Origin of the sequence: Spirillospora sp. NPDC048823 (assembly GCF_043198445.1) — a bacterium.
Taxonomy (GTDB): domain Bacteria; phylum Actinomycetota; class Actinomycetes; order Streptosporangiales; family Streptosporangiaceae; genus Spirillospora.
In genome coordinates, this window is record NZ_JBICUT010000009.1 from 258,707 (window position 1) to 272,578 (window position 13,872).

The 13,872-nt window shown below is 71.7% G+C and carries 9 protein-coding genes; 7 read left to right on the forward strand and 2 right to left on the reverse strand.

Annotated features, from left to right (window positions below):
- Positions 1–35 precede the first annotated feature (35 nt).
- The 4 genes from ACGFK0_RS22205 to ACGFK0_RS22220 all read left to right on the forward strand — a co-directional run bounded on the left by ACGFK0_RS22205 (position 36) and on the right by ACGFK0_RS22220 (position 8,192).
- Entirely contained in the window at positions 36–1,388 is a 1,353-nt protein-coding gene (locus tag ACGFK0_RS22205; protein WP_392907616.1) for an LVIVD repeat-containing protein, read from the forward strand.
- Positions 1,389–1,637: 249 nt separating this feature from the next.
- Complete coding sequence (locus ACGFK0_RS22210) at positions 1,638–2,039, forward strand: YidH family protein (protein WP_392907442.1); 402 nt, start codon at positions 1,638–1,640, stop codon at positions 2,037–2,039.
- Complete coding sequence (locus ACGFK0_RS22215; RefSeq protein WP_392907445.1) at positions 2,036–2,365, forward strand: DUF202 domain-containing protein; 330 nt, start codon at positions 2,036–2,038, stop codon at positions 2,363–2,365. Before ACGFK0_RS22210 ends, ACGFK0_RS22215 begins: the two co-directional genes overlap by 4 nt.
- Before the next feature lie 292 nt (positions 2,366–2,657).
- The gene (locus ACGFK0_RS22220; RefSeq protein WP_392907448.1) at positions 2,658–8,192 is read left to right on the forward strand and encodes a carboxyl transferase domain-containing protein; all 5,535 of its coding nucleotides are present in this window, start codon (positions 2,658–2,660) and stop codon (positions 8,190–8,192) included.
- A gap of 101 nt (positions 8,193–8,293) precedes the next feature.
- Here the strand turns inward: ACGFK0_RS22220 and ACGFK0_RS22225 are convergent, their stop codons facing one another.
- Both ACGFK0_RS22225 and ACGFK0_RS22230 read right to left on the reverse strand, forming a co-directional pair.
- Positions 8,294–9,346 (reverse strand): LLM class flavin-dependent oxidoreductase, encoded by a 1,053-nt coding sequence (locus tag ACGFK0_RS22225; protein WP_392907450.1) that lies wholly within the window; start codon positions 9,344–9,346, stop codon positions 8,294–8,296.
- A gap of 144 nt (positions 9,347–9,490) precedes the next feature.
- Positions 9,491–10,150: a TetR/AcrR family transcriptional regulator gene (locus ACGFK0_RS22230; protein ID WP_392907452.1), complete on the reverse strand. Its 660-nt coding sequence runs from the start codon at positions 10,148–10,150 to the stop codon at positions 9,491–9,493.
- Between the two features lie 283 nt (positions 10,151–10,433).
- Here ACGFK0_RS22230 and ACGFK0_RS22235 point away from each other — a divergent pair, with 283 nt between their 5' ends.
- The 3 genes from ACGFK0_RS22235 to ACGFK0_RS22245 all read left to right on the forward strand — a co-directional run bounded on the left by ACGFK0_RS22235 (position 10,434) and on the right by ACGFK0_RS22245 (position 13,852).
- Positions 10,434–12,278 (forward strand): FAD-dependent oxidoreductase, encoded by a 1,845-nt coding sequence (locus ACGFK0_RS22235; protein ID WP_392907454.1) that lies wholly within the window; start codon positions 10,434–10,436, stop codon positions 12,276–12,278.
- Between the two features lie 151 nt (positions 12,279–12,429).
- Positions 12,430–12,990: a TlpA family protein disulfide reductase gene (locus tag ACGFK0_RS22240; protein ID WP_392907457.1), complete on the forward strand. Its 561-nt coding sequence runs from the start codon at positions 12,430–12,432 to the stop codon at positions 12,988–12,990.
- A gap of 7 nt (positions 12,991–12,997) precedes the next feature.
- Entirely contained in the window at positions 12,998–13,852 is an 855-nt protein-coding gene (locus ACGFK0_RS22245; protein ID WP_392907459.1) for a cytochrome c biogenesis CcdA family protein, read from the forward strand.
- Positions 13,853–13,872 lie beyond the last annotated feature (20 nt).

The following is a 13,872-nucleotide window of genomic DNA, read 5'->3' on the forward strand; positions in this document are numbered from 1 at the left end:
CCTTCTTCGGCATCCTCTCGGGCATCGTGCTGGTGATGTCGTCCGTGCTCGTGCCAGCGGCGTCGGCCGAGCCGGGCGATGACCCGATCAGCAAGACCCCGAACATGCACCATCTGGCGAACATCCCCAAGCAGGGGCCGCTCGCCGGGCCCACCGCGTACGGCTCGGACTGGGCCTTCAAGGGCCGGTACGCCTTCGGCGGCAACTACGAGGGCTTCACGGTCTACGACATCAGCCGGCCCCAGAGGCCGAAGGTCGTCACCGTGGTGCACTGTCCCGGCTCCCAGAACGACGTGTCGATCGCCGGGGACCTGCTGTTCCTGTCGACGGACAGTTCCAGGAGCGACGACTCGTGCCAGTCCGTGTCCAAGCCCGCCACCGAGAAGTCGGCGTGGGAGGGCATCAAGATCTTCGACATCAGCGACGTCCGCAACCCGCGCTACGTCAAGGCCGTCGAGACCAAGTGCGGCTCCCACACCAACACCCTCGTCCCAGGCAAGCGCGGCACGGTCTACATCTACGTGTCCTCGTACCGCCCGAACGACACCTACCCCGACTGCAAGCCCCCGCACGACCTCATCTCGATCGTGAAGGTCCCGCTGCGGCACCCGCAGGCCGCGCACGTGGCGGCCGAGCCGGTGCTGTTCCCGGACGGCGGCAACCCCGGTGACCCGGCTGACACGCCGTGGCCCAACGGGACCAGCGCCACCTCCGGCTGCCACGACCTGACCGCCTACCCCGACAAGGACCTGATGGCCGGCGCCTGCATGGGCGACGGTGTGCTGTTCGACATCTCCGACCCGCTCAAGCCGCGCACCATCACCAGTGTGCGCGACGACGACAACTTCGCGTTCTGGCATTCGGCGACGTTCAACAACCGCGCCAACAAGGTCGTCTTCACCGACGAGCTGGGCGGCGGCGGCGCCGCCACCTGCAACGCGGAGGTCGGGCCCGAGAAGGGCGCCAACGCCATCTACGACATCGTCGGCAAGGGCAAGCACCGCGAGCTGAAGTTCCGCAGCTACTACAAGATCCCGCGGCACAACACCGACGCCGAGAACTGCGTGGCGCACAACGGCTCGCTGATCCCGGTGAAGGGCAAGGACATCATGGTGCAGGCCTGGTACCAGGGCGGCATCTCGGTGATGGACTTCACCGACTCCCGCAAGCCCAAGGAGATCGCCTGGCTCGACCGCGGCCCGTGGTCGGACGAACTGGCGATCGCCGGCCCGTGGTCCGCGTACTACTACAACGGCTTCATCTTCTCCAACGAGATCCAGCGCGGCCTGGACGTCATCGACCTCCGGGACCGCCGTACCGACCGGGCCAAGCGCGTCAGGATCGACATGCTCAACGCGCAGTCCCAGCCGAACTACTACGACGACTGATCTGACCGGAAGGGCCTCGGCCCCGTGGAGCGCCAAGCTCCGCGGGGCCGATGGCGTTTCCGGCCGATGGCGTTTCCGGGCGATGCGGACGGCATGCCGGGGCGCTCCACCTGAGCGCCGAGTACAGCCGCTACCCTCGGTTCGTGGAGGCTGCGACGTAGTGAAGCGACTTCACAGTGATGCGATTTCAGAAGATCCCAGCGGCCGGCACGCCACGCCGGTGGACCTCACCGGCCGGGGGACCTGCGCGTGAGCGAATCCGAATCGTCCGGGGCCGACGGCGGGGAGGCCGCGTCGGACCGTCCCCGCGAGAGTGAGCCGGACGCGCGGTTCACCTTCGCCAACGAGCGGACGTTCCTGGCCTGGAACCGCACGGCGCTCGCCCTGATCGTCGCCGGGCTGGCCATCGTGCAGCTGCTGCCGCCGTTCCCCGGGCTGCCGTGGGGCCGGCATCTGCTGGCCGTCCCGCTGATCGTCCTCGGCGCCGTGCTGTCCGTCGGCGGTTTCGCCGAGTGGGGCCGCAACCAGCGTGCGCTGCGCCGGGGAGAGCCGCTGCCGCGGTCGCCGCTCCCCCGCGTCCTCGCCATCGCCATCGCGGCCGTCGCGCTGCTGGCCGCCGTCCTCGTCCTGCTGTCGGAGGCGGTCGAGTGACATCCGGGGCCCTCGACGATCCAGAGGACCTCGATCCCGGCCTGGCCCGTGAGCGCACCGAGCTGGCCTGGTTCCGGACCGCCGTCGCCTTCGCGGCCCTCGGCGGCGCCATGCTCCAGACGACCCCCGTGATCGGTGGGCTCGTCCTGGGCATGAGCGCGCTGGTCCACGTGCTGGGCCGCGCGACACGTCCGGCCGGACGCGCCGCCGCGCACGAGCGCCGCCGCGCCCTCCTGCTGATCAGCGTCGCCGTGACCCTGGTGGCCGCGGCCGCCCTCGCAACGGTCTTCTTCGCCTCGGACAGCCTGTTCCCGCTTCGACGCTGATAAGGAGACGCAACGGCGGCGGGCCGGGGCGAGCACTGTACCTGGCTCGCTTCAGATGTCGTTGTCATGCCCGGGTAGACCGGTGCCACCTCGAGAACTCATCGATCATGCCCGGCGCTTCTGGCGGCGGCCGGGGTTTTGCAGGTTTCCCACAACTCGGGACGCCCAGCGTGCGCTGTCAGCGACATGGCGCCGCGGGCCGCCAGACGGAAAAGTGAGCACCTGCGGAGGCCGCCGTGTCGCGGCTCGCAGCGTCGGTTACAGAAGCGTCGGTACAGGAAGGTTCGGCCGGGTGTTCAGTCGTGTCGCCATCGTCAACCGTGGTGAGGCCGCCATGCGGCTCATCCACGCCGTACGGGACATCGCCGCGGAGACCGGGACGCGGATCGAGACCGTCGCCCTGCACACCGACGTCGACCGCACCGCCACGTTCGTGCGCGAGGCCGACCTCGCCTACGACCTCGGTCCCGCCGCCGCGCGCCCGTACCTCGACCTGGAGGTGCTGGAGCGCGCCCTCGTGGAGACCGGGGCGGACGCCGCGTGGGTCGGCTGGGGCTTCGTCGCGGAGGACCCGGCGTTCGCGGAGCTGTGCGAGAAGGTCGGCGTCACGTTCGTCGGGCCGAGCGCGGAGGCGATGCGCAGGCTCGGCGACAAGATCGGCGCGAAGCTGCTCGCCGAGGAGGTCGGCGTGCCGGTCGCGCCGTGGAGCCGCGGCGCGGTCGAGACCCTGGACGCCGCGCTGGCGGCGGCGGACGAGATCGGCTACCCGCTGATGCTGAAGGCGACCGCCGGCGGCGGCGGGCGCGGCATCCGCGTGATCACGAGCAGGGACGAGCTCGCCGACGCCTACGAGCGCACCAGCCAGGAGGCGGCGCGGGCGTTCGGCAGCGGCGTCGTGTTCCTGGAGCGCCTGGTCACCGGCGCCCGGCACGTCGAGGTCCAGGTGATCGCCGACGGCGAGGGGACGGCGTGGGCGCTCGGCGTCCGCGACTGCTCGGTGCAGCGGCGCAACCAGAAGGTCATCGAGGAGTCGGCGTCGCCGGTGCTCGGCCCGGCGCAGGCGGCCGAGCTCAAGGCGTCCGCCGAGCGGCTGGCCGTCGCGGTCGGCTACCGCGGCGCGGCGACCGTCGAGTTCCTCTATCACCCCGGGGACGAGCTGTTCGCGTTCCTGGAGGTCAACACCCGGCTGCAGGTCGAGCACCCGATCACCGAGGCCACCACCGGGTTCGACCTGGTCAAGGCCCAGCTGCGGGTGGCGTCCGGCGGCCGGCTCGAAGGCGGGCCGCCGGTGGAGCGCGGGCACGCCGTGGAGGCCCGGCTGAACGCCGAGGACCCCGACCGCGACTTCGCGCCCTCCCCGGGCCGCATCGCGCGGCTGGACCTGCCCGCCGGGCCGGGCATCCGGGTGGACACCGGCGTCCGGGAGGGCGACACCATCCCCGCCGACTTCGACTCGATGATCGCGAAGATCATCGCCTACGGCCGGGACCGCGGCGAGGCGCTCGGCAGGCTGCGCCGGGCGATGGCGCAGACCGCGGTGATCATCGAGGGCGGCGCGACGAACAAGAGCTTCGTGCTCGACCTGCTCGACCAGCCCGAGGTGATCGACGCGAGCGCGGACACCGGCTGGATCGACCGGGTCCGCGGCGAGGGCCGGCTCGTCTCGCACCGGCACTCCGCCGTCGCGCTGGCGGCCGCCGCCATCGAGGCGTACGAGGAGGAGGAGCGCGCCGAGCGGCAGCGGCTGCTGTCCACGGCGTTCGGCGGGCGCCCGCAGGTGCAGCACGAGAGCGGCCGGCCGCTGGAACTCAAGCTGCGCGGCGCCGGCTACCGCGTGCGCGTCGCGCGCGTCGGCGCGCACCGGTTCCGCGTCGGCGTCGAGGCGGTGGACGGCGCGGCCGGCGCGGTCCGCACCGCCGACGTCGAACTCGAACGCTTCGACCGGCACACCGGGCAGATCGTCGTCAACGGCTCCCGGTACCACCTGCTCACCGGCACGCACGGGCCGGTCCACATGGTCGAGGTGGACGGTGTGGCGCACCGGGTCAGCCGCGACGAGGGCGGCGTCGTCCGCTCGCCCGCGCCCGCGCTGGTCGTCGCCACGCCGCTGAAGGTCGGCGCCGAGGTCGAGGCGGGGGCACCGGTCCTGGTGCTGGAGAGCATGAAGATGGAGACGGTGCTGCGGGCGCCGTTCAAGGCGCGGCTGAAGGAATGCGCCGTCGCCGTGGGCAGCCAGGTGGAGACCGGTGCGCCGCTGCTTCGGCTGGAGCCGCTCGCCGACGACGGCGAGGACGACGACACCGCGGCGGCCGAGTCCGTCGAGCTGGACCTGCCCGCCGCGCCCGCGGCGGTCCCGGCGCGGGAACGCGCCCGCCGCGGCCGGGAGGACCTGCGCAGCCTGCTCCTGGGCTTCGACGTCGACCCGCAGGACGGACGCCGGGTTCTCGACGACTACCTCGGCACACGCCGGGCCGCCATCGTGGACGGCCATTGGCCGCTGGCCGAGGAACTCGAACTCGTCAACGTGTTCGCCGACCTCGCCGAGCTGAGCCGCAACCGGCCGGCGGGCGGCGACGGCGGCGGGGACGGCGGCGGGAACGGGCATGTGCACAGCGCCCGCGAGCACTTCCACACCTACCTGCAGAGCCTCGACGTCGAGCGGGCCGGGCTGCCGGAGGCGTTCCAGGCCAAGCTCGCCACGGCCCTCGGCCACTACGGGGTCACCGAGCTGGATCGCTCCCCCGCGCTGGAATCCGCGGTGTTCCGGATCTTCCTCGCCCAGCAGCGCGCGTCCGCCGACGCCGCGGTCGTCACGACGCTGCTGCGCGCGTGGCTGCGGGAGCCGCCGCCGGAGGAGTCGCTGCGCGAGCCCGTCGGTCTCGCGCTGGAGCGGCTGGTGGCCGCGACACAGGTCCGCTTCCCGGTGGTCTACGACCTCGCGTGCGGTGTGGTGTTCGCCTGGTACGCCCAGCCGCTGCTGCGGCGCAACCGGGCCCGCGTCTACGCCGACGTCCGCAGGCACCTGCGCCACCTGGACGCGCACCCGGACGCGCCCGACCGCGCGGAACGCATCGCCGAGATGGTGCGGAGCACCGAGCCGCTGGTGCGGCTGCTCGGCCGGCGGCTCATCCGCGGCGAGCAGGACGGCCGCGGGGGGAACGACCACGGGCGCGACAACGCGGTCATGCTGGAGGTGCTGACCCGGCGGTACTACGGCAACAAGGGCCTCACCGGCGTCCGCACCAGCCGGGTCGCGGACTGCACGTTCGTGGTCGCGGAGCGCGAGGGCTCGTGCCTGGTCTCGTCCGCGGTGAGCTTCGAGGCGCTGGGCGGCGCGCTGCGCGGGCTCGGCGAGCTGGCGGGCGGCGACGAGGACATCGACGCCGACATCTATCTCGCCTGGGAGAACCAGCCGGACGACTTCGACGCGATGGCGGCGGCGCTGCACGGGGTCATCAACGCGCACCCGCTGCCGGGCCGGGTCCGCAGGCTCACCGCCACCGTCGCGGGCAGCAGCGGCGCGGTGATGCACCACCACTTCACGTTCCGCCCGTCGGGCGGCGGGATGGCGGAGGAGCGGCTGATCCGCGGCCTGCACCCGCACATCGCGCAGCGGATGCAGATGGAACGGCTGAGCAGGTTCGACCTCACCCGGCTGCCGTCCTCGGACGAGGAGGTCTACCTCTTCCAGTGCGTGGCGCGCGACAACCCGTCCGACGACCGCCTCGTCGCGTTCGCGCAGGTCCGCGACCTGACGGAACTGCGGGAGCACGACGGCAGGCTGCTCACGCTGCCGACGGCCGAGTACACCATCGCGTCCTGCGTCGACTCGATCCGCCGCGCGCAGGAGCGCCGGCCGTCGAAGAACCGCTTCAACACCAACCGGATCGTGATCTACGTCTGGCCGCCGAGCGACCTCACCCGCACGGAGCTGGAGCGGATCGCCGGGCGCGTGGTGCCGACGACCGTGGGCGCCGGGCTGGAGGAGATCCTGCTCATCGGGCGGCAGCGCGACCCGAGGACCGGCGAGCTGTTCAAGATCGCCGTGCGGGTGGCGTACGACGCCACCGGCGGAACCGAGCTGACCGTCGGGGAGCCGTCGGACGAGCCGGTGGAGCCGCTCGACGACTACCGGCAGAAGGTGCTGCGCGCGAGCAGCCGCAACACGGTGTACCCGTACGAGCTGACCGGCATGCTCGGCCGCTTCGCCGAGCACGACCTCGACGTCGACGAAGCGGGGAACCACGTGCTGGTGCCGGTCGACCGGCCGCGTGGACGCAACACCGCGGCGATCGTCGCGGGCGTCGTCACCACGACGACCCGGCGGCATCCCCGGGGCGTCACCCGGGTCGTGCTGCTCGGCGACCCGACGAAGGCGCTCGGCGCGCTGTCGGAGCCGGAGTGCCGCCGCGTGATCGCCGCGCTGGACCTCGCGGAGCGGATGCGGGTGCCGGTGGAGTGGTACGCGCTGTCCGCCGGGGCCCGGATCTCCATGGAGTCGGGCACGGAGAACATGGACTGGGTGGCGGCGGCGCTCAAGCGGATCGTCGAGTTCACCCAGGACGGCGGCGAGATCAACATCGTGGTCGCGGGCATCAACGTCGGCGCGCAGCCGTACTGGAACGCCGAGGCGACGATGCTCATGCACACCAAGGGCATCCTGGTGATGACGCCGGACTCGGCGATGGTGCTCACCGGCAAGCAGTCCCTCGACTTCTCCGGCGGCGTGTCGGCGGAGGACAACTTCGGCATCGGCGGCTACGACCGGGTGATGGGCCCGAACGGGCAGGCCCAGTACTGGGCGCCCAGCCTGGCCGCCGCCCGGGACGTGCTGATGTCGCACTACGACCACACCTACGTCGCGCCGGGCGAGGAGGCGCCGCGCCGCGCGCGGACGTCCGACCCCGTCGACCGGGACGTCTCCGGCTTCCCGCACGCCGTGGAGGGCAGCGACTTCACCACCGTCGGCGAGATCTTCTCCGCCGAGGCCAACCCGGACCGCAAGAAGCCGTTCGACATCCGGACCGTGATGCGGGCGCTCTCCGACCAGGACCACCCGGTGCTGGAACGCTGGGCCGGCATGGCCGACGCCGACACCGCGGCGGTGCAGGACGTGCATCTCGGCGGCATGCCGGTGTGCCTGCTCGGCATCGAGTCGCGGGCGGTGCCGCGGCGCGGCTTCCCGCCCACCGACGGCCCGGACACCTACACCGCGGGAACGCTGTTCCCGCAGTCGTCGAAGAAGGCCGCGCGGGCGATCAACGCGGCCAGCGGCAACCGGCCGCTGGTGGTGCTGGCGAACCTGTCGGGCTTCGACGGCTCACCGGAGTCGATGCGGAAACTGCAGCTGGAGTACGGCGCCGAGATCGGCCGCGCGATCGTGAACTTCCGCGGGCCCATCGTGTTCTGCGTGATCTCGCGCTACCACGGCGGCGCGTTCGTGGTGTTCTCCAAGGCGCTGAACCCGAACATGACCGTGCTGGCGCTGGAGGGCTCGTTCGCGTCGGTGCTCGGCGGCGCGCCCGCAGCCGCCGTCGTGTTCTCCGGTGACGTCAACGCCCGCACCGCGGCCGACCCGCGCGTGCGCGAGCTGGAGGCCCGCCTCGCGCCCACCTCCGGCGCCGACCGCGCCGCGCTGACCGCCGAGCTCGACGAGCTCCGCGCGTCGGTCCGCGCGGAGAAGCTGGGCGAGGTGGCCACGGAGTTCGACCGCGTCCACGACATCCGGCGCGCGGTCGAGGTCGGCTCGGTCGACGCCGTCATCCGCGCGGCGGAACTGCGCCCGCGGATCATCGAGGCGATCGAGTCCCACCTGAACCGGCGCTGAGCGGCCGGCCCGCGCACGAAGGGCCGGGGCGCCGCGGACGGCGCGCCCGGCCCTCACCCGTGCTCCGGGACGGCCTGACCAGCGTTACGTGAACGCGGGCATCAGGACGTGAACGCGGGCATCAGGTGTTCGTGGATCAGGCGGAGCTGGCCGTCCACGTCCGGGACGCCGGTGAGGTCGCGGCCGGTGAAGGACTTCACCAGGCCGGGGTCGGTGATCGCGCAGATCATGTGGTTGACGCCGGTCGGCGCGATCTCGCTCTCGATCTTGGCGCGGACCTCGTCGGGGGTGCCGGCCAGGGACAGCTTCTCGGTGATCTCGGGGGTGGTCAGCTCGATGGCCTTGGCCAGGTCGCCGGCGCCGATGGCCTCGATGATCGGGGCCATGTCCGCCGGGTCGACGCCGTTGCGCTCCAGCTGCTCGGCCGGCATCGCGGACGCGTACAGGCCGACCATGCTGCGGGCCGCCTCCTTGGCCGCGGCCGAGTCGGGGCCGACCGCGAACACGACCCAGGCGCCGATGTCGAGCGTCCGCCAGTCCTTGCCCGCGCGCTCGGCGCCCGCCTTGAAGTGCTCGACGGCGTACTCGTAGGCGCCGCGCGAGTAGCTCAGCGCGTGGTGCACGCCGTCGGACAGCTCACCGGCCGCCTCGAACGACTTCGGCCCGCGCATCGCGCCGATCTTGACGGGGAGGTGCTCCTGGACGGGGCGCGCGAAGGTGAACAGGCCCTCGTAGGAGTAGAACTCGCCGTCGCGGGTGATGGCGCCCTCGTCCAGCAGGGTCCGGACGACCGCGACGGCCTCCTTCACCCGGGTGAGCGGCTTGGTCTTCGCCCAGTCGATCTTGTATTGGGCGAGGACCCCGAAGTTGCCGCTCCCCAGGACGACCTCGGCGCGGCCGCCGGTGAGCTCGTCCAGCGTCGCGGCGGCCTGGGCGATCAGGGACGGCTCGCGGAGGGTCACCGCCGACACCGACGGGCCGAGGCGGATCTGGGAGGTGCCGGCCGCGGCGGCGGCGAACAGCAGCCACAGGTCCTTGTGCCACGGCTCGTCGGCCGCGTACACGGCGTGGAAGCCGAGCTGGTCGGCGAGCTTGATGGAGTCCAGCGACTCCGAGAGCGGATAGTCGGGAAGCATGGCATAGCTGAACTTCACAGGGAGACATCTCCTTGTAGTGCGCACCCTGCGCACGGTTCGGGGGATGGGGAAATCGTAGGCGCTCCGGCGTGGCCGGAGGGTCACTTTCCGCTTATCGTCAGATTTCCACCAAAGTCCCATGAAGGCCGTTACGCCTCGCCCTCATCCACACCCTCGGCCTGAGCCGCCGCCGGCCTGGACGAACTGCGGGACCACCCGGTCGAGGAGATGCAGAAGGACCTCCTTCAGCATCAGATGGACCTGGTCACGGCTCAGCCGCCCGTACTTGAGCCATTCACGCGTGGTCGCCTCGGCCATCCCCGAGTATCCCCGGAACGCCGCACGGATCTCCGGGTGCTCGCGGGAGGCCGGCGCCAGCCCGACGACCTCGGCCATGTGGTCCACCGCGGTCTCCCTGCCCTTCTCCAAGAGCTCCACCAGTTCGGCGTCGACCCCGGAGGCGCTCATGTCCAGGGCGGTGATCCAGGTCGTCCGGTTGCGTTCGAGGAGTTCCAGCCACGCCTCGATGCTCTGGTCGATGCGGTCGGGGACCATGGCACCCTCCACGAACGCCGGCACGGGGACCGGCGGCACCGCCAGCATCTGCGCCACGGCGGCCAGATACAGATCCCGTTTGGTGCCGAAGTAGTGGTTGAGCAGGCCCCTGCTGACACCGGCCGCGGCCGCGATCTCGGTGTTCGACACCGAGCCGTAGGGACGTTCCCTGAACAGCGCGCGCGCACATTTGAGGATCTGCTCCCGCCGCTCGTCAGGCCCCTTGCGGACTCTGCGCGGAGCCTCCACCGCAGCCTGGTCGGTCACGTCGTTCCTCGGATCCGATCGCCGGGAGCGGCGTACGGGCCACCGGTGGCGACGCGTCCGGTGATGAGTGTTCCGGTGGTTGCGAGGCCTGCCATGTGCGAGGACCCTCCGTCCGATCGTGTGCCGCTGCGCTCGGCGAGCACTGTTGACGCTATGCCAACAGGACGTTGCCGACAACAGGGCCGCCACTATTGGCGAAGCGCCAATATTGCTCTAGGGTCACGTGTGACTCCACGGCGCGGGAGATCCAGACAGTCGGGGGCCGGCGACATGAGAGGACATCATGAGCGGCAGACACGACTCGGGCCCTGCGGACAGGCCGACCCGGCGGAGGTTCCTCGGCGGCGCCGCCGCCGTGGGTGCGGGTGCGGCGGTGGCGGGAGTCCTGGGCGGTGAGGCGTCGGCGCAGGCCGGGTGGCAGGCGGGCCCGGCCGGGGCGCGGCGGCGTGCGGCCGGCCGCCGGGTGGCGGTGTTCGGCGGCGGGATCGCGGGGCTGTCGGCGGCGTTGGAGCTGGCCGAGCGCGGGTTCGCGGTGACGGTGTACGAGCGGCGGCAGCTGGGCGGCAAGGCCCGGGTGTTCGGGGTGCCGGGTTCGGCGCGCGGCGGGCGGGACGAACTGCCCGCCGAGCACGGGTTCCGGTTCTTCCCCGGCTTCTACCAGAACCTGCCCGACTCGATGCGCCGCATCCCCTTCCCCGGCAACGAGAAGGGCACCTGGGACAACCTGACCCGCGCGTCCACCTACCTGGGCGCCCGCAAGGACCGCCCGGACCTGACGATCCCGTTCCCGTTCCCGTGGCCGATCCCCGAGGGCACCCCGCCGTTCCTGACGCCCGAGTCGCTGATCTCCACGTTGATCAGCGGGCTGCAGTCACTGGGCATGATCCCGCTGCCGGAGATCCTGCACTTCGTGCGCAAGGGCGTCATGTACGTCACCAGCTGCGACGAACGCCGCGTCGGGCAGTGGGACCACGTGTCGTGGGCCGACTTCCTGGGCACCGCCACCCGGTCGGAGGAGTACAACACGCTGCTGGCCGACGGGCTGGTGCGCAACCTGGCCGCGATGAAGTCCGCCGACGCCAGCACCCACGCCATCGGCCTGGTCGGCGAGGCCACCCTGTGGAGCGTCCTCGGCGAGGGCAACGAGGCGGGCGGGTCGGTGGACCGGGTCCTCGCCGGCGCGACCGACGAGATGCTCATCGACCCCTGGGTCGCGCACCTGAAGACCCTGGGGGTGCGGTTCCAGGTGGGGTGGGCGGCCGAGTCGTTCCAGCTGTCCGGCGGCAGGATCGCCTCGGCGGTCGCGGTCGACCCCGCCGGGGCCCGGCACACCGTCGACGCCGACTGGTTCGTGTCGGCGGTGCCGCTGGAGCGCGCCGACCGGCTGGTCGACCACCGGATGCGCGCCGCCGACCCGATGCTGAACAACATCTCCAAGCTGCGCAACGACTGGATGAACGGCCTGATGTTCTTCCTCAAGCGGGAGGTGCCGATCACGCCGGGGCACGTCAACTACTGGGACTCCACCTGGGCGATCACCTCGATCAGCCAGGCCCAGTTCTGGAAGCGGGACTTCACCGCCTACGGCGACGGCACGGTGACCGACAACCTGTCGGCGATCATCTCCGACTGGAACACCCCCGGCATGTTCAACGGCAAGACCGCCAAGGAGTGCACCCGCGAGGAGATCGCCGAGGAGGTCTGGAAGCAGATCAAGGCGCACGTCAACAAGCCCGGCAAACCGCCGGTGCTGACCGACGACATGCTGCACACCTGGTACCTGGACCCCGGCATCCTCAACCCCGGCACGCCCCAGGTCGCCAACGAGGACCCGCTGTTCATCCAGACCCTCGGCGCCTACGAGACGCGCCCCACCGCCGGCACCGGCATCGAGAACTTCTTCCTGGCCGGCGACTGGGTCAAGACCGGCCTCTACGTGTCCACCATGGAAACCGCCAACGAAGGCGGCCGCCTGGCCGCCAACGCCCTGCTGGACGCCGCCGGCCACAACGGCGACAAGGCCGCCATCGGCGAGCTGTGGATCGCACCCGCCTTCAACGACGCCAAGAAGCTCGACCAGGAGCGCTACCGCGACGGCGAGCCGCACATCCTCGACGACGGCACCTGATCCGCCGCCGGGCACCCGAGTCTCCGGCACTGGCCGCGTCGCGCGCCGAACCGTGCGGCCAGTGCCGGGTTCCGGCCGTCACAGGAAGCCGCGGTCCGGCGTCATCTCTTCGTAAGAACCAATGGACGGTTCCGCCGTTAGCGTGAACGGCATGAAAAAGGTGATCGCGGCCGTGATCGGTGCCGTTCTGCTCGTGGCCGGATGCGGAGGCGGCGGCGATGGTGATGGCGATGGCGCGACCTCCGTCCCGCCATCGAGCAATGCACCCGAGCGCCCCGCCGCGCAAAGCCCCGCCGGGACCGTGCCCGAAGCGTTGAAATTCGAGGGCGAGACGCTGGACGGCAAGGGCTTCGACGGCGCGAGCCTGGCGGGCAAGCCGGTGGTGTTCTGGTTCTGGGCGCCCTGGTGCCCCAAGTGCCTCTCCGAGGGGCCCCACGTGGCCAAGGCCGCGGAGAAGTACGGGGACAGGGTCTCCTTCGTCGGCATCGGCGGCCTGGACGACGGCAAGGACCGGCTGCAAGCGTTCGTCTCCCGGACGGGCACCAAGAGCCTCACGCACCTGGACGACCGGACCGGCAAGCTGTACTCCCATTTCAAGGTGACGTCGCAGTCGTCGTTCGTCTTCATGGCCCCCAACGGGACGACGAGCAAGGACTCCGGGCCGCTGGGACAGTCCGAACTGAACCGGCACGTCGACGAACTCCTCGGCTGACCGGCCGATGGAGACGATCTCGCTCGCCCTGGCCGCCGGGCTGGTGGCCGCGTTCAACCCGTGCGGCTTCGCGCTCCTGCCGTCCTATCTGACGCTGCTGATCGCCACGCCGGGGGCGGGCGGCGTGTGGCGGGCCCTGCGGCTGTCGGCCGCGATGACCGCGGGGTTCGTCACCGTCTTCGGCGTGTTCGGCCTGCTGGTCTCGGTGCTGACGACCTCGATCCAGCAGTACCTTCCCTGGGTCACCATCGTCGTGGGCGTGGCCTTGATCGCGCTCGGAGCGTGGCTGGTCACCGGGCGGGAACTGCTGCTCCGGCTGCCGCGCGTGCAGGCGGGCGGGCTGTCGGGGTCGCTGGCGGGACTGTACGGATACGGCGTCTCGTACGCCGTCGCGTCCCTGTCGTGCACCATCGCGCCGTTCCTGGCCGTCACCGGCCTGGTGTCCGGCGGCGCGGGCATCGTCGGCGGGCTGGCGGCGTTCGCCGCGTACGGCGTCGGGATGGGCCTGGTCGTGGGGCTCCTGTCGATGCTGGTGGCGCTGGCGCGGGACGCCGCGGTGGCGCGCACCCGCCGGATCCTGCCGTACGTCGCCCGTGCCAGCGGCGGCCTGCTGCTCGCGGCCGGGCTCTACGTCGCCTACTACGGCTGGTACGAGGTGCGCGTCAACGGGGGCGCCTCGGCCGACTCCCCGGTCGTCGGCGCGGCCACGGAGATCCAGGGCACGGTGTCGGGCTGGGTCGACCAGATCGGCATCTGGTGGATCGCCGCCGCCTTCGCCGCCCTCGCCGCCGGAACCGTGGCGGCACGCAGGCTCCTGCCGCGTGCACGGCGCACGCCCCGGGAGCCGACCGCTACGAAGTGAGACTCCCTCTCGTCGCGGCG